Below are 24,717 nucleotides of genomic sequence, written 5' to 3'. Positions count from 1 at the left end.
CTTTCGCTCGGGCAACACAACGGTGACCTGGAGCTGTCACACTGCGGTATGGCCCTGGTCACGATCGACGCCACCGCCGTGGGCGAGCGAGACCGTCTGGACTTCTGGCGGTCCACCGTCTGCGACCAGTTCGTCGCACTCGACGTGCGCCCAGCAACCTCCGGGCTGGTCGCCGGACGGGTCACCGCCGCCTCGGTCGCCGACACGCACCTGCGGCGCATCTCGTCCGTACCGCACCGCTTCGAGCGCACCGAGAGTCAGGTGCGCGCCGCGGATGAGGACTACCTCCAGATCGCCCTGGCCCGGCGGGGGCGCACGCTCGTCGTGCAGGACGGCCGCGAGGCGCTGATCGGGCCGGGCGACTTCGTGATCTACGACAGCAGCCGCCCGTTCACCTTCGTGGCCGCGGACAGCTTCGAGTACCAGGTCTGCCTGCACCCCAAGGGCAGGCTGCCGCTGTCCGCCGCCGAGATGGCTGCGGCGTGCGGCATCACGTTCGACGGCAGGCGCGGCATCGGCGCGATGCTGCCGCCGTTGCTCTCGTCGCTGGACCGCGCGGTCGCAGACGACCTGCCGGAGGCGGGCCAGGAGGCCGTCGCCCGCACGATCGGGGACCTCTTCGTCGCGCTCGTGCGCAGCCAGGTGCCCGCCGAGTCGGCGGAGAACCTGCACCTGAGCCGGGCCAGGGCGCACATCCGCGCCCATCTCGCCGACCGGGACCTCGACCCCGCCGCGGTGGCCGCCGCGTGCGCGATCTCGGTCAGCTACCTGCACAAGCTGTTCGCCGCGGAGGACACCTCGGTCGCCGCCACGATCCGGGAGGAGCGCCTGCAGCACGCCTGGGAGGACCTGCGCCGACCCGATCTCGGGCACCTCGGCATCAGCGCGATCGGGGCCCGCTGGGGCCTGCCGGACCCCGCCGCCTTCAGCCGCGCCTTCCGCGCCCGCTTCGGCTACTCGCCCAGGGACCACCGCTCCCACTTCAACGTATAGCGCGCCGGGGGCCTTGCCACAAGACCCCGGTGACCCCGCAGAATCCTCCGCCGGAGCCGGGATCCGGCTCCGGGACGGGGGAGAGTAGTGATCGACGTGATCGTCGTGGGGGCGGGCCCGACGGGTCTCATGCTGGCCGCCGAGCTGCGGCTGCACGGGGTGGCCGTGCTCGTGCTGGAGCGGGACGCGGAGCCGAACCCGGTCGTCCGCTCGCTGGGGCTGCACGCGCGCAGCATCGAGATCATGGACCAGCGGGGGTTGTTGGAGCGGTTCCTCGAGCACGGCACCAGACACCCGGTGAGCGGGTTCTTCGCCGGCATCCCCCGGCCGGCACTGCAAGGGCTGGACACCGCGCACGGCTACGTCCTCGGCATCCCGCAGACCCTCACCGAACGCGTGTTGGGCGAGCACGTCGCCGAGGTCGGCGCGGAGGTCCGGCGGGGGTGCGAGGTCGTCGGGCTGGCCCAGGACGCGGACGGGGTGACGGTCGACCTGGCCGACGGGACATCGCTGCGCGCCCGCCACCTGGTCGGTGGCGACGGCGGTCGCAGCACGGTGCGCAGGCTGCTGGGGATCGGGTTCCCCGGCGAGCCCGCGCGGGTCGAGACGCTGCTCGGTGAGATGCGGCTGGACGCGGAGTGGGAGTCGATCCTGGCGGTGATGTCGGAGGTCCGGAAGACCCAGCTCCGGTTCGGCGCGATGCCGCTCGGGGACGGCGTCTACCGGGTCGTGGTGCCCGCGGCCGGGGTGGCCGAGGACCGCGCGGTCCCGCCGACCCTGGACGAGGTGCGGGCGCAGCTGGTCGCGATCGGGGGCACCGACTTCGGGGCGCACTCGCCGCGGTGGCTCTCCCGCTTCGGCGACGGCACCCGACTGGCGGACACCTTCCGCAGCGGGCGGGCGTTCCTGGCGGGCGATGCCGCCCACACCCATCCCCCCGCAGGCGGGCAGGGGCTCAACCTCGGCGTACAGGACGCGTTCAACCTCGGGTGGAAGCTCGCCGCCGCGATCCGGGGCTGGGCGCCGGAGGGCCTGCTGGACACCTACGAGGCCGAGCGGCGCCCGGTGGCCGCGGACGTCCTCGACAACACCCGCGCGCAGATGGAGCTGATGTCGCTGGAACCCGGGGCCCGGGCGGTGCGCAGGCTGGTCGAGGAGCTGATGGGCTTCGAGGAGGTCAACCGGTACCTGGTCGAGAAGATCCTCGCGATCGGGCTCCGCTACGACTTCGGGGAGGGCCATCCGCTGCTCGGCACCCGGCTCAAGGACGTCGGTCTCGGCCGCGGCAGGCTCTACGGGCTGATGCACGCCGGCCGCGGGCTGCTGCTCGACCGGAGCGGCGCGCTGTCGGTCACGGGCTGGGAGGACCGGGTGGACCACGTCGTCGACGACCTCACGGAGCTGGACGTGCCCGGGGTCCTGCTCCGCCCGGACGGCCACGTGGCCTGGGTCGGCGACGACCTCGCGGGCCTGCGCGAGACGCTGGCGCGGTGGTTCGGACAGCCGGCGCTGCTGCCGGCATGACCGGACGCGGGCGAGGGACGAGATCACGGGCCCCGGGATCAGGGGCCGGACACGGAGGGAGAGCAGTGCACGACGGTGCGGTGGTGGGGCTCGACGAGCTCGGGCGGGCGGACCTCGCCCTGGCCGGGGGCAAGGGGGCGAACCTGGGGGAACTGACGCGGATCGCGGGCGTCCGGGTGCCGCCCGGCTTCTGCGTGACGGTGGAGGCGTACCGCCGGGTCGTCGCCGGGTCGCCGTCGTTCGAGGCCGCACTCGATCGGCTGGCGGAGCTCGGCCCGGGCGGGGCCGCCGAGGTGCGCCGGGTCGTCGAGGCGATCCCGTTGCCCGCGGACCTCGAGGCGGCCATCACCGCGCGGGTCGACGGGGCCACCGGCTACGCCGTCCGCTCCAGCGCGACGGCGGAGGACCTCCCGGGCGCGTCGTTCGCGGGCCAGCAGGACTCGTACCTCAACGTCGTGGGCGCGGCGGCGGTGATCGAGCACGTCCGGCGGTGCTGGGCCTCGCTGTTCACCGAGCGGGCCGTGACCTACCGGCAGCACCACGGCATCGACCACCGCGACGTGCACATGGCCGTCGTCGTACAGGAGATGGTGGTCCCCGATGCCGCCGGGATCCTGTTCACCGCCGATCCCGTGTCGGGGAACCGGCGGGTCGCCACCGTCGACGCCACCTGGGGACTGGGCGACGCGCTGGTCTCCGGCCTGGTGAACGCGGACGTCTACCGGGTGTCCGCGGACGAGATCGTCGCGCCGACGATCGGCGCGAAGGACCGCGCCGTGCGTGCCGTGCCCGGCGGCGGCACCGCGGACGAGGTGATCCCCCCGGCTGAGCAGCGGCGTCCGGTGCTCACCGACGCGCAGGTCGTGGACCTGGTGCGGCTCGGCAGGCGGATCGAGGCGCACTTCGGCCGCCCCCAGGACATCGAGTGGTGTCTCGTCGGCGACGCGGTCCACATCGTCCAGAGCCGCCCGATCACCACCCTGTTCCCGCTCCCCGCCGCGGACGACGACGCGAAGCACGTCTACGTGTCCGTCGGCCACCAGCAGATGATGACCGACGCGATGACCCCGCTCGGCCTGTCCTTCTGGCAGCGGACCACGCCGCGGCCGATGGCGGAGGCGGGCTGTCGGTTGTTCGTCGACGTCGCCGCCATCCTGGCCTCGCCCGCCACCCGGGCGGGGATGGTGGAGGGGTTCCGCAAGACCGACCCGCTGACCGGGGACGCGCTGGCGACCGTGGTCGAGAGCGGCTTCCTGGGCGAGCTCGCCCAGGCAGACCCCGCTGCGGCACAACCGGAACCGGACCCGATCCCGGCGGACCCCGAGCTGGTCGCCGAGCTGGTCGCCGAGAGCCGGGCCTCCGTCGCGGCGGCGGAACGCGCCCTGCGGACCCGGTCCGGGCCGGAGCTGTTCGCCTTCATCGAGGAGGACCTGCAGGAGCTGCGGCGGGTCCTCTTCGGACCGCGGAGCCACCAGGTGATCATGGCCGGGATGCAGGCGACCTGGTGGCTCGGCGACCACCTCGGGGAGTGGCTGGGCGACCGGGGTGTGGTCGACACGCTCACCCAGTCCGTGCCGCACAACGTCACGTCGGAGATGGGGCTCGCCCTGCTGGACGTCGCGGACGTCCTGCGCCAGGACCCGGCGGCGGTCGCGCTCCTGGAGAAGGGCACCGTCGAGGGCCTGGGGCCGGCCTCCGCGGCGTCGCTGCAGGCCTTCCTCGACGAGTACGGGATGCGCTGCCCCGGCGAGATCGACCTCACCCGGCCGCGGTGGAGCGAACGGCCGGACATGCTCGCGTCCACGCTGCTGGGCAACATCCGCGGGCACGAGCCCGGCGCGGGGAAACGGCTCTTCGACGAGGGTCGCCGTCAGGCCGGGGAGGCCGAGCAGGACGTGCTGCGACGCCTGGCCGCCCAGCCGGACGGGGAGCGGAAGGTCGCCGAGACCAAGGCCATGATCGACCGCGTCCGCACCTTCGCCGGCTATCGCGAGTACCCCAAGTACGGCATGGTCCGCCGCTACTTCCTCTACAAGCAGGCGCTCCTCCGCGAGGCCGAGCGCCTCGTCCGGGAGGGGGTCCTCCGCGAGGCCGAGGACGTCTTCCTCCTCCGCTTCGACGAGTTCGCCGAGGTCGTGCGCACGAGCGAGGTGTCGGCCCCGCTGCTCGAGGAGCGCCGGGAGGAGCTCCGCCTCGCGCGGAACCTCCGCCCGCCGCGGGTGTTCACCTCCGACGGGGAGATCGTGACCGGCACCTACCGCCGAGACGACCTCCCGCCCGGCGCCCTGCCCGGCATCGCGGTCTCCGCCGGGACCGTCGAGGGTCGCGCCCGCGTGGTCACGGACATGGCGAACGCCGCCCTCGCCCCGGGCGACATCCTGGTCACCGCCTACACCGACCCCAGCTGGACCCCGCTGTTCGTCGGTATCACCGGCCTGGTCACCGAGGTCGGCGGCCTGATGACCCACGGCGCGGTGATCGCCCGCGAGTACGGCCTCCCCGCCGTCGTCGGGGTGGAGGGCGCCACCCGCACCATCCCGGACGGCCGCCGCATCCGCGTCCACGGGACGGCGGGGTACGTGGAACTCCTGGAGTGAGCGCGCATGGGGGTCGGCTGGGCGGGTAGCCGACCCCATGCCCGTCACCGCGAACGAGATGCAGAACTACCTGGCAGGCGCCATGTACCCCGCCGAAGGGCCCGAGCTCGCCGTGCGGGCGGAGCGCAACGGCGCTCCGCCGGAGGTGGTCGAGCGCATCAGGGAGATGCCGTCGATGGACGGGGCGGACGCGGTTCTGGCCCGGATCCCGCAGGACTGAGGTCAGGTCTCACGGCGCCGGGCCTCCGCGCCCGACTCGACGCCGGAGTCGTCCGCCCCGGCGTCCTGGCCCGCCACGCGCCCGACGAACTCGCCGGACGCCCCCGTGCCCGTGGTCGTGGCGCTGTCACCGCTGTCGGTGTCCCGCCCGCCCGTCTCGCGGGTGCGGGCGGTGGCCGTGTCCGGCCGCACGTCGTCCTCGGCCGTCTCGGGCCGACCGAACAGGGAACGCAGTCTCTCGAACATGCCGGGGGATACCCGGTCCTCGCCGTCTCACCGCAGCGTCCTCAGGACGCCTTCTCGGTCAGCGCCTCCAGCAGCGCGGACTGGCGCGGTCCCGGATCTCGTCGGCGACGTGCAGGGCACCGACCGTCCCCCCACTGACACTGAGTTCAGCGACACTCGCACCCGCTGGCGGCTCGCCGGTGGAGATGCCCGGGACCCCTCCACGACCTCGAGGCTCACCAGGGCACGAGCACGCCGCCGCCCGACTCCCGCGCGGCCCGGTACACCACGCTCGCCGCCGCGACGTCCTCCACGGCGTTGCCCACCGACTTGTAGACGGTGATCTGGTCGGCCGAGACCCGGCCGGGGCGGGTCCCGGCCAGGACCTCGCCGAGCTCGGTGAGCCGCGCGGGATCCCACCCCTCGACCTCGCGGGCACCGGCCGGGAACGGCTGCGTTACCGCCGACCGGGACTGCACCACCACCAGCGCGTCGGCCATCGTCGCGGCGTCGATCTCGTGGCCGCTGCCCACCGAGCCGACGTGGGTGCCCGGGGCGAGCCACGCGCGCTCGACCATCGCCTCGTCCGCGTCGGTGCACAGGCACACGACGTCCGCGCCGCGGACCGCCTCCTCGGCCGAACCGACGGCCCGGCACAGCGCCGAGCGGCCCGCCAACGCCGCCGCGTGCGCAGGGTCTCGGGAGTGGACCCGCACCTCGGCGACCGGCAGGAGGTGCGTCACCGCCTCCAGGTGCGCCGCGCCCTGCACCCCGGCTCCGACGATCGCCAGGACCGACGATCCGGGCCGGGCCAGCGCCGCCGCGGCGACCGCGGCCGACATCGCCGTGCGGATGCCCGTGATCCGGTTCCCGGCGACCAGCGCCAGCGGGCGGCCGTCTCGCGGGTCGACCAGAGTGATGACGGCCTGGTGACCGGGCATCCCCAGCCGGTGGTTCCCACGGAAGTAGGAGACGACCTTCGTCCCCATCCCGAGGCCCTCCACGTACCCCGGCATCGCCCCGACGAGCCCCCACGGCGAGTACGCCGCGACCCGCGCCGGCACCGACGCGGTGCCGGCACTGAGCCCGCGGTAGGCCGCGCGCAACGCCTCGGCGAGCGCATCGAGGTCGAGCAGCCGATCCACCTCGTCCTCACCGAGCACGACGATCTCGCCCATCGGCCCCCCTCCCGGTCGCCCCGCTCCGCCGACGGTCCTCGAGCGGGCGGATGGTAGTCCCGCCCGGCCGGGTCGGGTACCGCCTCGCTGCGCAGCGGCTACCACCCGGACCGGTCGACGGGCAGGGTCAGGCGGAAGTGGGCGCCGGTCGTGGCGGGGACCAGCTCGACGCGCCCGTCGTGGGCGGCGGCGATCTCGGCGACGAGGGCCAGGCCGATGCCGTAGCGGCGGCGTCCGGGGTCGGTGGTCCGGGCGCCCGTGGTGAAGCGTTCGAAGATCCGGGGGGCCACGGCGGGATCGACGCCCTCGCCGTCGTCCGTCACGTCGACCACGGCCCGGTCCCCGTCGGCGTGCACCGCCACGACCGTTCCCGTACGGGCGTGGCGGACCGCGTTGTCGACCAGCGCGGTCACCGCCCGGGTCAGCGCGACGGGCGTCCCGCGGACGACCACCGGCTCGTCCGCGTCCACCCGCACCTCAGCGCCCGCGGAGTCGCCGACCTCCCTGGCGAGCGCGGCGAGGTCGACGGGTTCGGTGGTGCGCTCGGCGCGGGGGTCGGCGGTGAGCAGCAGGTCCTCGAGGATCGCCGTGAGCCGGGCGGCGTCGGCGACCACGCCGTCCGCCTCGGCGAGCGCCTCGCGGTCGACGTCCGTGGTCCGGCGCAGGCGGCGGCGCAGCAGCTGGGCGCGGGTGCCGAGCAGGGTCAGCGGCGTGCGGAGCTCGTGGCCGGCGTCGGCGACGAAACGGCGCTGCAGGGCGAGCGCGGCCGACAGGGGGCTCAGCGCGCGGTGCCCGAGCCAGGTCCCGGCGGCGGCGGCCCCGGCCAGCCCCACCAGGCCGACGACCAGCATCGTGGCGACCAGGCGATTGCGTTCGGCGTGGTTCGCGGTGAGGTCGAGGATCGCCTGCACGGTGCTCCCGTCCGGGCGGCGCTGGGTGGCGATCTCGTACTGCACCTCGTCGACGTCGCGCTCGACAGCGGGTGGGTCACCACCCGCGGCGGCCTCGGCGAGCGCCTCGGGTTCGGCGACGCCGTCGGGGAGGCCCGCAGTGGCCGTGACGGTGCCGTCGGGGGCACGCAGCAGGAGGTAGACCCCGGCGGGCGGGTCCCCGACGTCGTCCGCGCGGGCGATCGCGTCGTCCAGCTGAGCGGTGACCTGGGCCCGCTGGGCGTCGATCAGGACGACGACCGCGACCGCGGTCAGCACCACGACGAGCACGGCGACCAGCACGGCCGCCTGCGCTCCCAGCCGCACGGCGGCCCGGCGGGCGAGCCGGGCGTCCCCCCGCACCGCCGATCCCCCGAACGTCACGGCGCACCGAGCCGGTAGCCGCGGCCCCGGATGGTGTCGATGACCGATCGGCCGAGCTTGCGCCGCAGGTAGTGCACGTACGTGTCGACGACGATCGGGTTCTCCGCCTCCGGGAAGCTCAGCGCCAGCAGATCCTCGCGGGAGAAGACCTGCCGCGGGCGGGTCGCGAGCGTGGCGAGCAGGTCCGCCTCCCGCTGCGAGAGCGCGACCGGGCCCGCGTCGGTGTGGACCTCCCGGGCGTCGAGGTCGAAGGCCCCTCCGCGGACGGGCAGGGTCCGGGCGGTGTCGAGGTGGCGGCGGCGCAGGGCCCGCAGCCGGGCGAGGAGCTCGTCGATGTCGAAGGGCTTGGCCAGGTAGTCCTCGGCGCCCGCGTCCAGCCCCGCGACCCGGTCGGCGGGGTTGCCCAACGCCGAGAGCACGAGCACCGGGGTGGTGATCCCGTTGCGGCGCAGGCGGCGCAACAGGTCCAGGCCCTCGACGGCGGGCAGTCCCCGGTCGAGGACGGCGACGTCGTAGGCCCGGGTCAGGCCGTAGTGCAGGCCGGTGTGCCCGTCCGGGGCCACGTCGACGGCGTAGCCCTCCTCGGCGAGCAGCCCGGCGAGCATGGCGGCGAGCTCGGCCTCGTCCTCGACGAGCAGCACCCGCGGGAGCACCTCGGTCACGGGCGCCATCATGCCCGTCGGCCGCGCTCCCACGAGCCTCCAAGAAATCTCCGGTCGACTGGTCCCATGAGCTCCACCGAACCGGACCCGCGGGTGGCCGCGCGGGACAGCGGGCTGCGTCGCGTCGCCCGCGCCACCGGCTGGACCGCCGCGTGCGGTGTCGCCGCCACCGCGCTGGCCGCCGTCGTGCTCGCCCAGGCCCCCGCGGCCGCGTCGACCTCCACGACCGCGCCGACCGCCCCCGCGACCGGCGGGTCGTCCAGCAGCGGACGCTCCCCCACCTCGCCGTCCCCCACCGCACCGTCGCCCACCGGGTCGTCTCACAGCGGGACTGCGAGCGGCGGGACTGCGAGCGGCGGGACTGCGAGCGGCGGGGCCTCCCGCAGCGGGTCGTCGACCGGGAGCTCCTCCGGCGGCGGGCTGACGGCGCCCGCCGCTCCGCCGCAGACCAGCCACTCGCAGCGCTCACACACCACCTCGGGGGCCTCGTGACCCCGACCCTCACCGACCGCACGGCCGCCGCGTCCTTCCCGGCGATCGGCACCACCGCCACCGTCGTCGTCACCGATCCGTCCGTGCTGGACGAAGCCGTGGCGCTGCTGAGCGGGGACCTCACCGCCCTCGACCTGGCCTGCTCGCGCTTCCGCCCGGACTCGGAGATCCGCCGGGCCGAGACCGGCGCCGGGGTCGAGGTGAGCCCGCTGCTCGCCGCCCACCTGGATGCGGCCCTGCGCGCGGCCGAGCTCACCGACGGCCTGGTCGACCCCACCGTCGGGACCTGCCTGGAGGGCATCGGCTACGACCGGGACCTCGCCGCGGTGACCGACGGACCCGACGCCCCTCGCCCGGCGCCCGGCTGGTGGCGGCTCGGCAGGTACGGACGGACGGTCGTCATCCCCCGCGGGGTCCGCGTCGACCTCGGCTCCACCGCGAAGGCCCTGGCCGCCGACCACGCCGCCGCGCGGATCACCGACCGCACCGGGGCGGGTGTGCTGGTGAACCTCGGCGGGGACATCGCCGTCGCGGGCCGGGCGCCCTTGGGCGGCTGGCGGGTCCGCGTGGGTGAGGACCACACCGCCGACAGCGGGCCCGTCGTCACGCTGCGGAGCGGGGGCCTGGCCACCTCCGGCACCACCCGGCGCCGGTGGCGGCGGGCGGGGAACACGCGACACCACGTCGTCGACCCGCGGACCGGGCTGCCCACGGCCGGACCGTGGCGCACCGTCAGCGTGGCCGCGGCGACCTGCCTGGACGCCAACACCGCCGCGACCGCCGCGCTCGTCCTCGGCGCCGACGCGGCGGCCCGGCTGGCCGCGGCGGGCCTGCCCGCCCGACTGGTCGGGACCGACGGCCGCGTGACCCACGTCGGCGGGTGGGTCTGATGTGGACCTGGTACGCCAGCCGGGCCGCCGGGCTCGTCTCGATGGTGCTGCTCACCGGCAGCCTGCTGCTGGGCATCGGCGGGATCACCCGCGCCGCCACGGCCCGCTGGCCCCGGTTCGCCGTACAGCGGCTGCACCGCAACCTGTCGCTGCTGGCCGTCTCGTTCGTCGTGCTGCACGTGCTCACCGCGGTGCTCGACGGGTACGTCCCCATCGCCTGGCTCGACGTCCTGCTCCCCTTCGCCTCCGCCTACGAGCCGTTCTGGCTCGGCCTCGGCGCGGTCGCCCTCGACCTGCTGCTCGCCGTCATCCTGACCAGCCTGCTGCGCGCCCGCATCGGCCTGCGCACCTGGCGCGCGGTGCACTGGGCCGCCTACGCGTGCTGGCCGGTCGCCGTCCTCCACGGGGTCGGCCTCGGCGGCACCGACACCACCACCTGGTGGGTCCTGGCCCTCATCCTGGCCTGCGTCACCGCGGTCGGCGTCGGGCTGGTCCGCCGTGCCACCGTCGGAGCCCCGCGATGACCGCCGTCCCCGCCCCGACTCCGACCGTGACCGGCCCGCGTCTGCTCGCCGGCTGGGCCGCCGACGGCCGACCGGACGACCACCCCGCCCACCTGCACCGACACGGCCCCCTCCCCACCCCGTCCCCCCGCGCCCTCGTCCAGGCCGTCGAGGCCGCCGGGCTGCGCGGGCGGGGCGGCGCGGGGTTCCCGACCGCGACCAAGCTGCGCGCCGTCCGCGGCCGCGTGCGGACCGTCGTCGCCAACGGGTGCGAGGGCGAACCCGCGTCGTCGAAGGACGCCGCCCTGCTCGACTGCGCCCCGCACCTCGTCCTCGACGGGCTCGCCCTCGTCGCCGACGCCCTCGGCGCCGCCGTCGCGGTTCTGGCCGTCCACGACGCGACCGGGCTGCAGGCCCACCTCACGGACCGGACCGACCGGGTGCCGGTCAAGGTCGTGGAGGTCCCCGACCGCTACGTGGCCAGCCAGGAGACCGCGCTGGTCCGCTTCCTGGCGGGCGGACCCGCCCTGCCCACGACCACCCGCCCGACGGAGGGCGGGAGCCTCGTCGACAACGTCGAGACCCTCGCCCACCTCGCCCTGATCGCCCGGTACGGCCCGGCCTGGTTCCGCTCGGTCGGCAGCCCCGACCTGCCGGGAACCCTGCTGGTCACCGCGGACGGCGCCGTCGCGGCGCCCGGGGTGGTCGAGGTCCCCGCCGGCACCCCCGTGCGGGCCGCCCTCGACCTGGCGGGCGGTCCCACCGAGCCGGTCCAGGCCGTCCTCGGCGGAGGCTACGGCGGCGCGTGGCTGCCCGCGTCCGGGGTGGACACCCCGCTCACCCACGAGGCCATGCGCGCGGCCGGGTCCTCGCTGGGTGTCCCCACCCTGCTCGCGCTGCCCACCCGGGCCTGCGGTCTCACCGAGACCGCCCACCTGGTGCGCTACCTCGCGGGCGAGTCCGCGGGCCAGTGCGGGCCCTGCCGGTTCGGGTTGCCCGACGTCTCCGCCGACCTGACCGCCATCGCGTGGGCCACCCCGGACGCCCGCCCCGCCTACGAGCGGCTGCGCCGCCGGTTGGACCTGGTCACCGGCCGCGGTGCCTGCGCCCTCCCCGACGGCGCCGCCCGACTGGCCCGCAGCGCCCTGCGCGTGTTCGCCGACGACCTGCACCGACACCTCGACGGTCGCCCGTGCCGCGGTGCCGGGGCCGCTCCCCTGTTCCCGGGTGTCCGCCGATGAGACTGCGGCTCGACCCGATCGCCTGCGCGGGCCACGGCCTGTGCGCCGACCTCCTCCCGGAGCACGTCGACCTCGACGAGTGGGGCTACCCGCTCGTGCACCCCGGTCCCGTGCCCGCCGACGTGCTCCGGCGGGCACGGGACGCGGTCGCCGCCTGTCCCACCCTCGCCCTCCGGCTCGAGCGCTCGGAGCGCGACCGCTCACGGTGAGCAGACCAGGTCCGCCTGCGAGGGTCAGCGCCGCCCGCCGTCGACCGTCGGCGGTCCGGTGTGGACCAGACCCCGGCAGCCGAGGTTCTCCCACGAGGCGGTCAGGCGCTGGGTGAGGAAGCCGAAGAGCGTCGTCGCCGCAGCCGGGTCCGGTGAGGGGGCGGCCTGGGTGAAGGCCCGGTCCCTCGCCAGCCGCACGGGGGCGACGGCGGCCAGGTTGCGGCAGTAGGCCGCCCCGTCCCCGGCGTCGGTCGCCCCGATCGGGGCCATGTCCACGCCGGCCCGGTAGAGGGCGACCTTCGCGCGATCGATCCGGTTCCCGACCTCGACCATGGGATCGACGAGCGGCACCGTCGCGACCGGCGCGGCCTGGTCCGCAGCGGCCTGCAGCTCGTTCAGCGCGAGTGCGGAGGTCGGGGCCCCGCCCGCCGTGAGGTCCGGCGCGCTGAACGGGGTGCAGCCGAGCGCCGGATCGATCGCACTGGCGAGCAGGCCGTTGTCGGAGGCGTTGGTCAGGACCGCGCCGAGGCCCGCGGTGGCCGGGGTGTCCTGGGCGATCCGCCCGTCGCGGGCGGCGACGTACCGGGTGACCAGGTTGTCGCTCTGGTCCTGGTCGACCACCCCGAAGTCGCGGGTGGTGGGACAGGGCAGTCCGTCTCGCCCGGTCCCGAGCGCGGGGACCTTCAGGGTGCCCGCCGCGATCGCGGCGTTCGCCGCGGCGAAGAACGCCGCGCCGTTGCAGTCGGCGAACTGGCCGAACGGGGACCCGGGCAGGCCGTTCACACACGCCTGTCGGTCCGCGGGCGCGGTCGTGAGGGTCAGGGTGTCGCCCTGGAAGCCGAACCAGAGGCCGACGACCGCAGCGGGCGGCAGCGTGACGGGCACCGGTGGGGCCGCGGGCCGGGTCCCCGCGTCTACCACCAGGGGGTGGTAGACGGACAGCGCTCCGGTGGCGGGGTCGAGCACGGTGGCCTCGACGAACGCCGACTGGGCGGGGTCCGCCTCGTGGCAGTCGCCGCCCCCGCCGCTCCCCCGGAGCTCGTACGGGGTCGCCAGGCCTGCCGCCGTGAGCGGGGCGGGCGGCACGGCGAGGGTGCAGTTCGGGTTCGGGGTCGTGTTCCGCCGCGGCGGCTGGAGGCGGTTCTTGCGCCCGTCCCGGCCGTCGTGCCCGGTCGGCGCGGCGACGTCGGTGGGGGATGCGCCCTCTCGCGGGCCGGGGCCGGCACGACCGGGGGTCGTCGTCGAGGCCGCGACCGGACCGGGCGAGGCGCGGTCGGCGGCGAAGGCGGGGGTGACCGCGAGGCATGCGCCCAGCGCCGTCAGACCTGCCAGGACCAGCAGGACGGGCCTTCGGGGGCGGCGTGTGCCGGTCGTCCATCGTCGTGTGCCCATGGGGAACCTCTCGTCGCAGCGGCGCCGTGGGGAGTCGGCGCCGGTCGCACGGAGCGGGCCCGTCTCGGGGCCGTCGGGGAACGTCCGGGCGACGGGAGGACGCTAGGCCCCGGCCCGGTGACGAACCGGACACGCTGAGAACCCGGGTTGCCCGGCCGCGACGAACAGCACGCCGGACGCGCCGACGTGCCGCGTGCCGCGGCGACCGGCTCCGTCCGCTACTCCGCTCGTCCGAGCCGGTTCTCAGGTCGCGGCTCCGGCGTGTCGCCGCGTCCGCCCCGGTTCGGGCGCCCCGTCCGAGTTCGGGTACCCCCGCTGCGGGCGCCGGGGTTCAGCGGACGGCGAACCACACCAGACAGCCGAGCCCGGCCACGATGCAGTAGACGCCGAAGGGCCGCAGCGACCGGTGCTCGAAGTAGCGGGTCAGGAAGCGCACCGACAGGTAGGCACCGATCCCCGACACCAGGCTGCCGACGAGGATCTGCGGCCGGATCCCGTCCCCGAGCGGCCCGGCGAGATCCCCGAGCTTGAGCACACCGGCGGCGAGGATCACCGGGGTGGCGAGCAGGAAGGAGAACCGGGCGGCGTCCGCGCGGGACAGTCCCAGCCCGAGCCCCGCCGTCATCGCGCTGCCCGAGCGGCTGATCCCCGGGAGCAGCGCCGCGACCTGCGCGGCGCCGACCAGCACGGCCCGGCCGACCGGCAGCCGGGCGATCCGGTGGTCGGCCGCCACGTCCGCCGACCCGTCCGCCGTGCTCTCGGCCGGTCCCTCCGCCGGCACGCGGGCCCGGGCCGCGAGCCGTTCCGCCAGGATGAGGACGACCCCGTTGAGGACGAGGAACGCCGCCGCCGGAACGGGCCGGGAGAACACGGTGCGGAACAGGTGCTCCAGCGCGAGCCCGGTGACCCCGACCGGGATCGTCGCCACCACGAGGAGCCACGCGAGCCGCTGATCCGGGGTGCGCACCTCACGGCGGCCGATGCTCGTCAGCAGGCCGCCGAGGATCCGGACCCAGTCGCGGCGGAAGTAGATGATCAGCGCGACCGCCGTCGCGACGTGCAGCCCGACGACGAACGCGAGGTACGGGGACTCCGGCGCGCCGACGTCCAGGTCCTGCGCCCAGGTGCCGCCGATCACCGCCGGCAGCAGCACGCTGTGCCCGAGGCTGGAGACGGGGAACAGCTCCGCGACCCCCTGCAGTCCCCCGACGACGATGGCCTCGGCCCAGCTCAGCCCGCTCATCCGAGGCCGAGCCCGTGGTCGTCGAGCAGGACTGCGGGCGCGCTGAGCGGGTTCACCCGGGTGACGCTAGGAAGTCCCGCCCCTCCGGTCGGCCAGCGGAGGGTGAGCGCTCGGCAAAATCGCGCGGCCCACCGTGTTCTCCCCCGTCGGGCGGCTCAGTTCACACAGGGGACGCCCGCCGCCGTGAGCGGCGGAGCCTGGACCGTCGACGACGGGGTGGGCGTGGCCGTCGCGGTGAGTCCGGAGCGCGTGGTGCCGGTGACCTTCTCGGTCGAGCCCGCCGGCTTCGTCGGCGCGGCGGGTGGCGCGGTGTCGGGGGCGGGCGGTGCCGTCAGCCCGGAGACGAAGGCACGGACCGCCGCGGGATCCACCTGGACCGCCTCGCCGTCGGTGGGGGTCCGCAGGGCGAGGCTGCCGGTGGGGATCGTCTGGAAGTCGATGTTCCCGCCGGACAGGCCCTGGGCCCGGGCGGCGAAGCCGAGCACGTCCCAGCCCCGGTCCAGGACGACGTAGCGGTCCACCGCCGCGACCAGCCGCGACAACGTCGCCGGGTCGGCCACGGTGTGCGCGGACAGCAGCTCGTGGGCGAGCCCGGCCATGAACGCCTGCTGGCGCACGATCCGGTCGAGGTCCCCGCGCGGCAGACCGTGTCGCTGCCGCACGAAGGCCAGGGCCTGCGCGCCCTGCACCGTCTGCGGCCCCGCGGGCAGGTCCACCCCCGAGTAGCTGTCGCGGGCCGCGGCGTTCAGGCACACCGGGACCCCGCCGAGGACGTCGGTGATCTCCGCGAAGCCGACGAGGTCGATCTCCGCGTAGTGGTCCACGGAGGCGCCGGTGAGCTGCTCGATCGTGCTGACGAGCTCGCGCCGACCGGCCAGGTCGGCCTGCGTGGTCAGGTCGGGGTCCCGGATCCCGGCGGCCGTCAGCCGCGCGACCGCGTCGGTGCGGGCCCGCGAGTACGCCGAGTTGACCTTGTGGCGGCCGTGGCCGGGGATGTCGACGTAGGAGTCGCGCGGGATCGAGATCGCGGTCGCCCGGGCGGTGGGGTCGTCCGGGATCCGGAGCAGGATGAGGGTGTCGGTGTTCAGGGTCCCGCTGTCGGTGCCGGCGTTGAGCTCGTCGAGCACCTGCCGCGGGAGGGGGTTGCCGTGCCCGTCGGTGCGGCTGTCCAGCCCCACGAGCAGGATGTCGGTGGCGCCGTCGGACGAGCGGGCGCCGCTGAGCACGTCGCTGGTCGCCAGCGAGCCCGCCAGCGAGCGGTACACCGACCAGCCGTAGCCGGTGAGGCCGAGCACGAGCACGGACAGCGCCGCGACCGCCACCCGCACGACCGACCCCCCGCGGCGGCGACGGCCCCGGTCCGGGTCACGCGGTGCCGGTGGCACGGCTGGTCCCGAACATCTCGTCGAGCGTGACGGGGCTGAGCCCGCGCTGTCGGATCAGGTCGGCGATCCGGTCGAAGAGCCCGAGCACGGTCGGGTGGTTCGCGTGGCCCAGCACGATCCGCCCGGGCGTCAGGTACTTCTCCGCCTGCGACATCAGGAACTCGGGGGTGATCGTCGTCGAGTCGGAGTAGGAGCCGTTCCACAGCACGGACCGGGTCCAGCCCTCCGCGGCCGCGATCCCGTCGACGCGCTCGTCGTGCACGCCGTAGGGCGGGCGGTAGTAGGGGCGCGTCGTGATCCCGAAGACCCGCTGCACCCAGTCCTCGTTGCGGGCGAGCTCGGCGCGGACACCCGCGTCCGGCAGGGTGGTGAGCTTCGGATGGCTGAAGGTGTGGTTCATGACCTGGACCTGCCCGGCGGCGACGAGCGGGGCCAGGGTCGTCGCGTGCGGCTCCCACTCGTGGGCGTAGGTCCCGTTGGGGCTCAGCGTCAGGTGGATGCCGGAGCGCTGGGCGAAGTCGACGTAGCCCGCCACGCAGTCCGCGCACGTCCCGTCGTCGACGGTCAGCGCGATCCGGGAGCCGTCGGGGGGCCCCGAGAAGACCGTCACCGACCGGCCCGGCACGGCGGCGGGGATCGGCGGCAGCGACGGGGCCGCAGGCGCGGACGTCTCGGTCGCCGACCCGCCGCCTGACGGTGGCGCGGCGCAGGCCGCCAGGCCGAGACCGAGCACGCCGACGAACGCCCGCCGGGGCAGGCCCCGTCGACTCCCGTCCGCACACCCCGATCCCATCCGACCTCCGTCGTTCACGCGGGCACCGCGGCCGGAGCGTAGGAGCCGCTTCGCCACCGCCGCGCCAGCCGAGGGTTAACGGACGGCAAGAACAGGGTGCCGGACTGCGGGCTCCGTCACCCGCGCCTGCGGAACCGGTCGGCGATCTGCGGGTCGTCCTCCCACCACAGCCGCGGCCGAGCCGCGTCCACCCCCGGCTCCGGCGGGGCCTCCACGTCCAGTTCGGCGTCCACCCGGCGCCCCCGGTCCTCGTCCTCGCGGGCCATCCGGGCGACGACGATCCCGATGAACGGCAGGCCCACGACGTCACCGCCGACCCACAGGATCCCGGCTCCCAGCAGCTGGTCGGTCCGCAGGTCCGGGCCCCAGTGCCTGCCGACCGCGGTGTAGGAGCCCACCGCGATGAGCGGGCCGAGCCACACGACGACGCCGAGCACCGCGTCCCCGATCATCTCCACGATCGTGATCGCGAGCGTGACCAGGTGCGAGCCCGCGCGCGGGACGGGATCGATGCGAAAGCGCGTCCAGAAGTAGCCGAACCCGGCGAGCAGCAGGACCGTGCCCGCCGCCGCGGAGGCCACCGGGCTCTGCAGCGTGGCCTCGTAGAGCGGGCTCAGGTACAGCGCCAGGATCGGGACCACGAGCAGGAGCGTCACCACCGGCGGCAGCGTCGCCCACACCGCAGGCCGGGAGTGGAGCACCCGGCTCAGGCGTGCTCGCACCGGCCGCGACACCGTGCCGGCGAGCAGCGTCAGCGGTGCCCCGACCGCGAGCAGCATCGGCACGACCATCAGCAGCACGATGTTCTGGGTCGCGCGGACCCAGAACAACACGTCGTCGTACACCCCGAGGAACGAGCACCCGACCAGGACCAGCAGCGCCACACCGAGCCCGAAGCACCACGAGCGCGACCGCGGCCACGGCTCGCCCCGCCACCGCCCGACGCCCACCCCGTACCCGCCGCCGAGCGCCGCGCCCAGCCCGACGACGCCGGGCTCGAACCGCCACGCGGTCGCCACCCGCGCCCACGTCAAGGGCGCGACCGAGGCCGCCGCGAGCACCCCGGTCATCGCAGGAACCAGGCGAACGAGTCGCGGCTCGACGGGCTGAAGTGGTGCTGCGGCGACACCTGCTCGGCAGGGAACGGCCGGAGGCACCGGGTCTTCGGGCGGGCGTGGAAGTAGGCGCCGCTGATCCGGTTCGGGTTGATGTCCCGCTCCATGCCGCGCACCACCCCGGCGCCGACCAGGATGCGCCCGAGCGTGCAGACGGACGACGCGGGGCCGCCCACGTCGATCTCCGTGCCGTCCCTGCGCAGGACGAGGACGGCGAGCAGCGAGCGGCGCACCCGTGCCCCGCTCCGGCCCGCGACGGTCCCGGGCGACTCCGCTGTCGGCACGTCGAGCACGGGCACCGGTTCGGCCCCTCACTGTCGCCGGTCATGTCCTGCCGTCGCCAGGATGCCGGGGCGGCCGGTGTGGTCGCCGTGAACCGTCCCGCGTCGGCACGGGTCCTCCGCATGCCGGTTCGGGGCGAACGACCCAGCGTCCACCGGCGCATCCTGCAGTCACGACGAGGGCCGGAGGGAGGACGAGATGGCCGGTCGGATCGCGCCGGATCGGCGGCTGTCCCTCCGGATGCTGCTGACGCCCGCCCTGCTCGCCGCGCTGTGGGCGGGGGTCGTCGCGGCAATGGTCCTGCTGATCCGCTCCCTCGTCGTCGTCGTCGGGGTCGTGGTGGGGGCGCTGCTGGTCGTGCAGTTCTGGTACTCCGACCGGATCGCGCTCACGTCCCTGCGCGCCCGGACCATCGGCCCGGACGAGTACCCGCGCCTGCACGCCGTGGTCGACCGGCTGTGCGCGCTGGCCGACATGGACGTGCCTCGGCTGGCGGTCGCCGACACCGACCTGCCCAACGCCTTCGCCACCGGGCGGAGCGCGCGACGGGCCGTGCTGTGCGTGACCCGCGGCCTGCTGGACCGCCTCGACGCCGACGAGCTGGAGGGCGTCCTGGCCCACGACCTCTCCCACGTCGCCCACCGCGACGTCGCGGTGGTGACGGCCGCGTCGTTCGTCGGGGCGCTCGCCGGGCTGGTGATGAGGCTGGGCGCGTTCTCCGCGCTCACCGGTGGACGCGACCGCAGGGACGCCGAGTCCGGCCTCGTCCTGCTCGCGGTGACCGTCGGCGCGGCGGTCGTCTACGTCGTCGGGCTTCTACTGACCCTCGCCCTGTCCCGCTACCGCGAGCTGGCGGCCGACCGCTCGGGCGCCCAGCTGACCGGGCGCCCGTCCGCGCTGGCCTCGGCCCTGGTCACCCTCTCCGACGACACCGCCCGCATCCCGACCCGGGACCTGCGCACGGCGCAGGCGTTCACCGCCCTGCTCTTCGTGCCGGCCACCGCCGCGGGGCCTCGAGGCGACGTTCAACGCCGCCCGCGACGACCGGTCGGTCGTGGCCTCCGCGGACCTCGACGCCGCCCGCGACCGGATGCTGTTGGGCCGCCGGGACGCCTCGAACGCGCTGCTGCCCGCGGAGAAGGACGCCGTCGCCGTGCACGAGGCAGGCCACGCCCTCGTCGCCCTGCTGTCCCCGCACGCCGATCCCGTGGCCAAGGTGACGATCCTGCCCCGGGCTCGACGCTGGGCGCCACCGAGCAGCTGCACCCGGCCGAGCGGCACCTGTACTCGCTGGGCTACATCACCGAGTCCCTCGCGATCCGGCTCGCCGGCCGCGCCGCGGAGGTCGGCGTGCTGGGCGAGCCCTCCACGGATGGCTCGCCCGTTCGCCGAGCAGACCCAGCGGGCCGTCGACCAGGAGGTCGCGCGGCTGCTCCGGGAGGCGGAGGCCACCGCGAGCTCGCTCCTCCGTGACCATCGCGCGGCACTCGACCGGCTGGTGGCCGCCCTGAAGGAGCACGAGACGATCGACGGTGCCGCCCTCGGCCCGATCGTCGGGGAGCGGGACGGCGCCGCGGTGTCACCGTCCTGACCGGGCCGCGGCGGCGTCCGGGTTCGTCCGCTCGGGTGGCGGGGTGTCAAGGACGCGTCAAGACGCGTGCCTGCGACCGGACGGCGGTGCTGCACTCGTGTCGTGAACCGAACTCTGCTGTCCCCACGGGTGTGGGCGGTGGGGGCGCCGCTCGCCGTCGCCTGCCTGCTGACCCCGTTCCGGGAGACCGTCGCCGGCACGAGCATGGCGTTGGTCCTCGTCCTGGTGGTGGTCGCCGTCGCGGTGCGGGGCGATCGCGTGGCGGGGTTGCTCGCCTCGGTCGTGGCGGCGGCGTCGTTCGACTTCTTCCTGTCCGTGCCCTACCTCCGGTTCGACATCCTGGACCCGGTCGACGTGGAGACCGCGGTCCTGCTGGTCGCGGTCGGGGTCGCGGTGACCGAGCTGGCCCAGTGGGGGCGCCGCGAGCTCGACCGCGCCGTCCGACGCGAGGGCTACCTCGCGGGCGTGGCCGAGGCGGCGCGCCTGGCCGGGGAGGGCACCGACCCCGCCGCCCTCGCGGCGACGGTCGAGCGCATGATCACCGACCTGCTCGACCTCGACACCTGCCGGTTCGATCCCGCGCCCGCGCGGCCGGACCACCCGCGGGTGCACACCGACGGCAGCGTCACCTGGAACGGACACCCGGTCGACGTGGACCGCGACGGCCTGCCCACGATGGACGTCATCGAGCTGCCCGCCCGCGACGGCGCCGGGGTGTTCCGGCTGGTCGCCGCCACCCACGTCGCCCGGCCCACGCTCGAACAGCGACGGGTCGCGGTCACCCTCGCCGAGCAGGTCGGGCCGCACCCGACCATCGACTCACCCGACACTGTGGCGTGAGACACGTCAGCGTGAGGATCGGCGTCGCGGCCCCGTCCACCGAGGCGACGACCAGGCGTGATGGTGAGGGCGCCGGGCGTGATCGCCCCAAGCCCGCCGCGACCGGCCGCGACGACAGGGACACCTCACACGATCGGGGCGTGAGGATCGGCCCGCCCGCGTCGTCTCACACTCGACACCACGTCAGCACCGACGAAGGAGCGCACGAAGGGACTCGGAGACAAGATCCAGAACAAGGGCCGGGAGCTCGCGGGCAAGGCCAAGGAGAAGGTCGGCGAAGCGACCGGCAACGACGAGCTCGTCGCCGAGGGCAGGGCGGACCAGGTCGGGGCGGGCGCGAAGCAGGCGGGCGAGAAGGTCGAGGACGCGGGCGCCGAGGTGCGCGACACGGTCCGCGACACCCTCGGCAGGTAACCCGCGGCGGCATCCTCCGGGAGCCGCCCGGGGTTCACGGCTGCGGTTCCGCGTCCAGGTCGTTCTCGGCGTCCCGGAGCATTGGGACCAGCTCGAACAACTCGTCGTCGTGGCCGCCCCGCCGACGAGCACGCGACCCGAGCGGGGTCGACGCGGAGGAGGGTGGCGGCTGAGCGGGACCGCGCCCGCTCCCGGTGGGGCCCGCAGGACCGGGGCGCGTCGCCTACCCGAGGTCCCGGACGCGGTCGCTGAGCTCGTCGATCCGCTCGCGGGCCGCGGCGAGCTCGTCGGTGCGGGAGCGCAGGTCGGCGCGGGCGACGTCGAGCGCGGCGGTGGCCTCGTCCCGGGCATCGTCGGCGCGGCGGCGGGCCGAGTCCGTGTCGTCGAGGCGGTGCTCGAGATCCAGGATCGCCTGCGCGGAGACCAGCGAGTGGCCCGCGTCGAGCAGCTCGCGCAGGCGGGCCGCGACCCTGAGCTGGCGCCGGGAGTAGCGGCGGTGTCCGCCGCCGGTGCGGTGGGGGTGCAGGACGCCGGAGGTGTCGAGGCTGCGCAGGAAGGCAGGCTGGACGCCGAGGAGCTCCGCGGCCTGTCCCATGGAGACGGCCGGGTAGTCCTCGTCGTCCAGCCTGCTGAGGTGGTTCTCGGTCAAGGGTTCGTGGTCTCCGGTCTCGTCATCGTCCTCCCGCGGTGGTCGTTCTCGGTGGTGGTCCTCGACCTCCCGGCGCTGCCTGCGGCCGGTCGGCCGGTGTGCGCCGGAAGGCTCAGGTGCTCGACGCGGTCAGTTCCGACTGCGGGGTCGAGCTCTCGGGGGCGGGGTCCGCGGGACCCGCGTCGAGGGCGGTCCGATCGGCGTGGGCGAGGCTGACCTCGACCCGCCGCGGCTTGGCCCGCGCGGCGACGGGGATGGTGATCGCCAGGACTCCGTCGCGGTAGGTCGCGGCGAGCCCCTCGGCGTCGAGGTCACGGCCCAACAGGAGCCTGCGACTGAACGACCCGCGCGGTCGCTCCCTGGTCAGCCAGTCCCCACCCTCGTGGGGGGCACTGCGCTCGGCGCGCACGGTGAGCGCGTTGCCCTCGACGGTGACGTCGATCGAGCCGGGGTCGACGCCGGGGAGGTCGAAGGTCGCCACGAAGTGGTCGTCGAGACGCTGAATGTCCATCGGCATGCCGCTCGGCATCCCGGTCTGTCCCGCCACCTTGTCCAACAGCCGGACGGCGTCGGCGAAGGGCTCGTAGTTCAGCAGCATCGTGATCTCCTCTCCTCGTGCTGCCTACCGAAGGTGACGCAGAAAGTTATAGCCGCCGCTGAAGGTTAGCGCAACCCGGGATCGAGAAAATCTTCCGCGAGACCCCTTGCGAACCTCAAATCTCCAGTGCACACTGCAGATATCCCCCTCGTGGGATGCATCGCCGACCGATGTCGATCAGGGAGGAGTGACACGCGATGCTGATGCGTACCGACCCGTTCCGCGAGCTCGACCGCATCGCCCAGCAGACCCTGGGCACCGCCGCCGGAACCTGGTCCCGCCCCGCCGCCATGCCGATGGACGCCTACCGCCACGGCGACGAGTTCGTCGTCGAGTTCGATCTGCCCGGCGTCGAGCCCTCCGCGATCGAGCTCTCCGTGGAGCGCAACGTGCTCACGGTGAAGGCCGAGCGGCGTCCGACACTGCGGGACGACAGCGTCGAGATGCAGGTCTCCGAGCGATCGTTGGGCGTCTACTCGCGACAGCTGTTCCTCGGCGACACCCTCGACACCGAGCACATCCAGGCCGACTACCAGTCCGGGGTCCTGACCCTGCGCATCCCCGTCGCGGAGCGGGCGAAGCCGCGGACCATCTCCATCTCGGTCGAGAACGACCCGGGGCGTCGCGAGGTCGACGCCTGACCGAGCCGAGCGGCGGGGCCGACCCGGCCCCGAGCACGAAGACGGAGGTGAGCCCGATGAGCCCCTGCCCGAACCTCGAGCATGCCGCCGACGGCGTGCTCGACCAGCACCGGGTGGATCGACGCTTCCTGGCCATCGTCGCGGAGCTGATCGCCGACGAGCCGTGGCACGGCAGTGCGGGCGACGACCCGGTCCCGCACCGCGCGCCCATGACGACCGGGGTGGTCGCCGCGGTCGACCGCGAGCCCAGCTCCGGGAACGGGCCGAGTCCGGCCCGGTCGCAAGCCCGTCGGCGCGCCGGTAGGCGACGGGCCCTGCCCCGGGAGCGGTCGCCGCCCCCACCGGGGCGAACCCCCTGAGCACCAACCCCGTGAGCACCGGAAGGAGCGCCACTCGGCCGGGCCGGGTGACGGGCGCACGCCCTCTCCACCCGGCCCGGCTCGACCAGCCACCCTGAATCTCTACTTGCGGAGTCGCAATCCTGCATCTCACACTAGAGGTATCCGAACCGGGAGAAGGAGCCCCGCAATGACCCTCGCGAAGGTCTGGCTGCAGTCCACCGACGGCGACCTCGTCCGCGCGGACCAGGTCAGCGAGATCACCGTCCACCCCACGCCGCGGATGTCCGGGGCGGAACGGTGGCTGGTCGACGTCGTCGTGCCCGTGCCGACGGGGGCCGGAGACCGCGGGGGCTGGCGGTCCGGCCCCCTGCACCGCACCCTCGCCCAGTGCGACGGGCAGCCCCACGGCGTCCAGGTCGCGCTCGCCCGACTGCTGGCCCGCCTCGAGGACCTCGACGCCGCCGGGGTGGTGCACGCCCAGGTCTCCTCCGCGGCGGACGGCTCGTGGACGCGACCGGAGGTGCGGTTCCTGTTCTCCCGTTTCGACACCATGGACCAGCCGGACCCCGCCGTGCAGCCCGTCGAGACGCACCGACGCGACGATGCGGCACCCGCCATGGCCGGCTGACACGGCTCCCCACCTCGCCTGCGCTCGCCGTGTCCCCTCCGCGCACCACCGAAGGACGGAGAAGATGAACGAGGCCACGCTCGTCGCCGTGGATCACGACAGCACGCCGCCCCGCACCGGCGGCTACGGACGATGTGCGTCCTGCGGGAACCTCAAGTCGCTCGACGGGGCCGGGCACCCGTACCCGCACAACCGGTTCGTCTACCGGTCCGCGCGGTTCGAGGTCCGCCGGTGCGAAGGCGAACGCCTGCCGGCGCGCCCGCAGGCGGCCGACGTGGCCTGAGGCCTGGTGGGGGGCCCGGGCAAGACCGCCGCCCACCGCTCACACCTGCGCCGAGCACCTGGGGGGCGAGCTCACGGAAGTCGGTGACCAGGTTGCTCGTGCGGGACTCCTGCACGAGCTCGCCGTTGAGGGTGCAGTGGATGGCGAGTCCGTCCGGGTCGTCGGGCTGCCGCGGCCACGTGCCGGGCGTACCGCCCGATGAGGACCACCAGCTCGACCTCCCAGTCGACGTGGCCGCCGGGCAGGTCGACGACGTCCGAGGGCCCGCCGACGCAGCTCACCAGCTTCGGGAACACCCGAAGCCGTGTGGGCGGGTCCACCGCCAGTTCGACCGTGTGGTCGGCGTAGTGGAAGCCCACGGCGAGGATCTGCCGCTCGCGACGTCATGCGGGAGTTCGCCGAACGGATCAGACCCGAGCTCTAATGGGTCCTGTCGGGCTTTGGTTGTGCCAGGCTCGGCTCCGGTAGCGGCCAGC

General features: G+C 75.0%; 28 protein-coding genes and 2 pseudogenes. 17 read left to right on the top strand and 13 right to left on the bottom strand.

The window, feature by feature from the left end; translation table 11 throughout:
* The first annotated feature begins 48 nt into the window (after positions 1–48).
* The 4 genes from ABD993_RS31665 (at position 49) to ABD993_RS31650 (ending at position 5,334) form a co-directional block, all read left to right on the top strand.
* A complete protein-coding gene (locus ABD993_RS31665; RefSeq protein WP_345426532.1) occupies positions 49–993 on the top strand; it encodes an AraC-like ligand-binding domain-containing protein in 945 nt (314 codons plus the stop codon).
* A gap of 87 nt (positions 994–1,080) precedes the next feature.
* Positions 1,081–2,517, top strand: a complete 1,437-nt coding sequence (rox, locus tag ABD993_RS31660; protein ID WP_345426531.1) for a rifampin monooxygenase — start codon at positions 1,081–1,083, stop codon at positions 2,515–2,517.
* 65 nt (positions 2,518–2,582) lie between these two features.
* On the top strand, positions 2,583–5,114 hold the full coding sequence (gene rph / locus ABD993_RS31655) for a rifamycin-inactivating phosphotransferase (protein ID WP_345426530.1): 2,532 nt from the start codon (positions 2,583–2,585) through the stop codon (positions 5,112–5,114).
* A gap of 37 nt (positions 5,115–5,151) precedes the next feature.
* Positions 5,152–5,334, top strand: coding sequence for a DUF2795 domain-containing protein (locus ABD993_RS31650; RefSeq protein WP_345426528.1), 183 nt, complete (start codon positions 5,152–5,154; stop codon positions 5,332–5,334).
* A gap of 2 nt (positions 5,335–5,336) precedes the next feature.
* Here ABD993_RS31650 and ABD993_RS31645 read toward each other — a convergent pair whose 3' ends face one another.
* The 4 genes from ABD993_RS31645 to ABD993_RS31630 form a co-directional block, all read right to left on the bottom strand.
* Positions 5,337–5,579 (bottom strand): hypothetical protein, encoded by a 243-nt coding sequence (locus ABD993_RS31645; RefSeq protein ID WP_345426526.1) that lies wholly within the window; start codon positions 5,577–5,579, stop codon positions 5,337–5,339.
* A gap of 215 nt (positions 5,580–5,794) precedes the next feature.
* A complete protein-coding gene (locus ABD993_RS31640) occupies positions 5,795–6,736 on the bottom strand; it encodes an ornithine cyclodeaminase family protein (RefSeq protein WP_345426524.1) in 942 nt (313 codons plus the stop codon).
* Between the two features lie 98 nt (positions 6,737–6,834).
* Positions 6,835–8,049: a sensor histidine kinase gene (locus ABD993_RS31635; RefSeq protein ID WP_345426522.1), complete on the bottom strand. Its 1,215-nt coding sequence runs from the start codon at positions 8,047–8,049 to the stop codon at positions 6,835–6,837.
* Positions 8,046–8,711: a response regulator transcription factor gene (locus tag ABD993_RS31630; protein WP_425569209.1), complete on the bottom strand. Its 666-nt coding sequence runs from the start codon at positions 8,709–8,711 to the stop codon at positions 8,046–8,048. The genes ABD993_RS31635 and ABD993_RS31630 overlap by 4 nt, the downstream gene beginning before the upstream one ends.
* A gap of 66 nt (positions 8,712–8,777) precedes the next feature.
* On the opposite strand from ABD993_RS31630, the gene ABD993_RS31625 reads away from it, so the two are divergent.
* Genes ABD993_RS31625 through ABD993_RS31605 form a run of 5 tightly spaced genes read left to right on the top strand, consistent with a single transcriptional unit; the run spans position 8,778 to position 12,046 of the window.
* On the top strand, positions 8,778–9,203 hold the full coding sequence (locus tag ABD993_RS31625) for a hypothetical protein (RefSeq protein ID WP_345426520.1): 426 nt from the start codon (positions 8,778–8,780) through the stop codon (positions 9,201–9,203).
* Positions 9,200–10,093 carry an FAD:protein FMN transferase gene (locus ABD993_RS31620; protein WP_345426518.1) on the top strand — a complete coding sequence of 298 codons (894 nt, stop codon included), beginning with the start codon at positions 9,200–9,202 and terminating at the stop codon, positions 10,091–10,093. The genes ABD993_RS31625 and ABD993_RS31620 overlap by 4 nt, the downstream gene beginning before the upstream one ends.
* Positions 10,093–10,617 (top strand): ferric reductase-like transmembrane domain-containing protein, encoded by a 525-nt coding sequence (locus tag ABD993_RS31615; protein ID WP_345426516.1) that lies wholly within the window; start codon positions 10,093–10,095, stop codon positions 10,615–10,617. Before ABD993_RS31620 ends, ABD993_RS31615 begins: the two co-directional genes overlap by 1 nt.
* The gene (locus tag ABD993_RS31610; RefSeq protein ID WP_345426514.1) at positions 10,614–11,837 is read left to right on the top strand and encodes an NADH-ubiquinone oxidoreductase-F iron-sulfur binding region domain-containing protein; all 1,224 of its coding nucleotides are present in this window, start codon (positions 10,614–10,616) and stop codon (positions 11,835–11,837) included. The genes ABD993_RS31615 and ABD993_RS31610 overlap by 4 nt, the downstream gene beginning before the upstream one ends.
* Entirely contained in the window at positions 11,834–12,046 is a 213-nt protein-coding gene (locus ABD993_RS31605; protein ID WP_345426512.1) for a ferredoxin, read from the top strand. The genes ABD993_RS31610 and ABD993_RS31605 overlap by 4 nt, the downstream gene beginning before the upstream one ends.
* Positions 12,047–12,070: 24 nt before the next feature.
* Here the strand turns inward: ABD993_RS31605 and ABD993_RS31600 are convergent, their stop codons facing one another.
* The 6 genes from ABD993_RS31600 to ABD993_RS31575 all read right to left on the bottom strand — a co-directional run bounded on the left by ABD993_RS31600 (position 12,071) and on the right by ABD993_RS31575 (position 18,273).
* On the bottom strand, positions 12,071–13,438 hold the full coding sequence (locus ABD993_RS31600; RefSeq protein ID WP_345426511.1) for a hypothetical protein: 1,368 nt from the start codon (positions 13,436–13,438) through the stop codon (positions 12,071–12,073).
* A 331-nt stretch (positions 13,439–13,769) separates the two neighbouring features.
* A complete protein-coding gene (locus tag ABD993_RS31595; RefSeq protein WP_345426509.1) occupies positions 13,770–14,681 on the bottom strand; it encodes an undecaprenyl-diphosphate phosphatase in 912 nt (303 codons plus the stop codon).
* Between the two features lie 155 nt (positions 14,682–14,836).
* Positions 14,837–16,009 carry an LCP family protein gene (locus ABD993_RS31590; protein ID WP_345426507.1) on the bottom strand — a complete coding sequence of 391 codons (1,173 nt, stop codon included), beginning with the start codon at positions 16,007–16,009 and terminating at the stop codon, positions 14,837–14,839.
* Positions 16,010–16,046: 37 nt separating this feature from the next.
* A complete protein-coding gene (locus ABD993_RS31585) occupies positions 16,047–16,877 on the bottom strand; it encodes a polysaccharide deacetylase family protein (protein WP_345426505.1) in 831 nt (276 codons plus the stop codon).
* Between the two features lie 98 nt (positions 16,878–16,975).
* The gene (locus ABD993_RS31580) at positions 16,976–17,929 is read right to left on the bottom strand and encodes a cytochrome c oxidase assembly protein (protein ID WP_345426503.1); all 954 of its coding nucleotides are present in this window, start codon (positions 17,927–17,929) and stop codon (positions 16,976–16,978) included.
* Positions 17,926–18,273 carry a hypothetical protein gene (locus ABD993_RS31575; RefSeq protein ID WP_345426501.1) on the bottom strand — a complete coding sequence of 116 codons (348 nt, stop codon included), beginning with the start codon at positions 18,271–18,273 and terminating at the stop codon, positions 17,926–17,928. Before ABD993_RS31575 ends, ABD993_RS31580 begins: the two co-directional genes overlap by 4 nt.
* 181 nt (positions 18,274–18,454) lie before the next feature.
* Here ABD993_RS31575 and ABD993_RS37005 point away from each other — a divergent pair.
* The 4 genes and pseudogenes from ABD993_RS37005 to ABD993_RS31555 form a co-directional block, all read left to right on the top strand.
* Positions 18,455–19,189, top strand: a pseudogene (locus ABD993_RS37005) (M48 family metalloprotease); the annotation flags it as partial.
* 157 nt (positions 19,190–19,346) lie between these two features.
* Positions 19,347–19,736: pseudogene (locus ABD993_RS37000) on the top strand (M41 family metallopeptidase); the annotation flags it as partial.
* A 213-nt stretch (positions 19,737–19,949) separates the two neighbouring features.
* Positions 19,950–20,687 carry a DUF4118 domain-containing protein gene (locus ABD993_RS31560; RefSeq protein ID WP_345426497.1) on the top strand — a complete coding sequence of 246 codons (738 nt, stop codon included), beginning with the start codon at positions 19,950–19,952 and terminating at the stop codon, positions 20,685–20,687.
* A 225-nt stretch (positions 20,688–20,912) separates the two neighbouring features.
* Positions 20,913–21,101, top strand: coding sequence for a CsbD family protein (locus ABD993_RS31555; protein WP_345426554.1), 189 nt, complete (start codon positions 20,913–20,915; stop codon positions 21,099–21,101).
* A gap of 223 nt (positions 21,102–21,324) precedes the next feature.
* On the opposite strand, the gene ABD993_RS31550 is transcribed toward ABD993_RS31555, so the two are convergent.
* Both ABD993_RS31550 and ABD993_RS31545 read right to left on the bottom strand, forming a co-directional pair.
* Entirely contained in the window at positions 21,325–21,750 is a 426-nt protein-coding gene (locus ABD993_RS31550) for a helix-turn-helix domain-containing protein (protein ID WP_345426496.1), read from the bottom strand.
* A 112-nt stretch (positions 21,751–21,862) separates the two neighbouring features.
* Positions 21,863–22,348 (bottom strand): Hsp20/alpha crystallin family protein, encoded by a 486-nt coding sequence (locus tag ABD993_RS31545; protein ID WP_345426495.1) that lies wholly within the window; start codon positions 22,346–22,348, stop codon positions 21,863–21,865.
* Positions 22,349–22,545: 197 nt separating this feature from the next.
* On the opposite strand from ABD993_RS31545, the gene ABD993_RS31540 reads away from it, so the two are divergent.
* The 4 genes from ABD993_RS31540 to ABD993_RS31525 all read left to right on the top strand — a co-directional run bounded on the left by ABD993_RS31540 (position 22,546) and on the right by ABD993_RS31525 (position 24,241).
* Complete coding sequence (locus tag ABD993_RS31540) at positions 22,546–22,989, top strand: Hsp20/alpha crystallin family protein (RefSeq protein WP_345426494.1); 444 nt, start codon at positions 22,546–22,548, stop codon at positions 22,987–22,989.
* 56 nt (positions 22,990–23,045) lie between these two features.
* Complete coding sequence (locus ABD993_RS31535) at positions 23,046–23,348, top strand: hypothetical protein (RefSeq protein WP_345426493.1); 303 nt, start codon at positions 23,046–23,048, stop codon at positions 23,346–23,348.
* A gap of 169 nt (positions 23,349–23,517) precedes the next feature.
* Entirely contained in the window at positions 23,518–23,958 is a 441-nt protein-coding gene (locus ABD993_RS31530; RefSeq protein ID WP_345426492.1) for a hypothetical protein, read from the top strand.
* Positions 23,959–24,022: 64 nt separating this feature from the next.
* Positions 24,023–24,241 carry a hypothetical protein gene (locus tag ABD993_RS31525; protein WP_345426490.1) on the top strand — a complete coding sequence of 73 codons (219 nt, stop codon included), beginning with the start codon at positions 24,023–24,025 and terminating at the stop codon, positions 24,239–24,241.
* A 71-nt stretch (positions 24,242–24,312) separates the two neighbouring features.
* Here the strand turns inward: ABD993_RS31525 and ABD993_RS36995 are convergent, their stop codons facing one another.
* A complete protein-coding gene (locus tag ABD993_RS36995) occupies positions 24,313–24,600 on the bottom strand; it encodes a fumarylacetoacetate hydrolase family protein (protein WP_425569208.1) in 288 nt (95 codons plus the stop codon).
* Positions 24,601–24,717: the final 117 nt, after the last annotated feature.

It is taken from the genome of Pseudonocardia xishanensis, assembly GCF_039541715.1.
GTDB classification, from domain to species: Bacteria; Actinomycetota; Actinomycetes; order Mycobacteriales; family Pseudonocardiaceae; genus Pseudonocardia; species Pseudonocardia xishanensis.
This window is presented reverse-complemented; position numbering and strand designations above follow the sequence as displayed.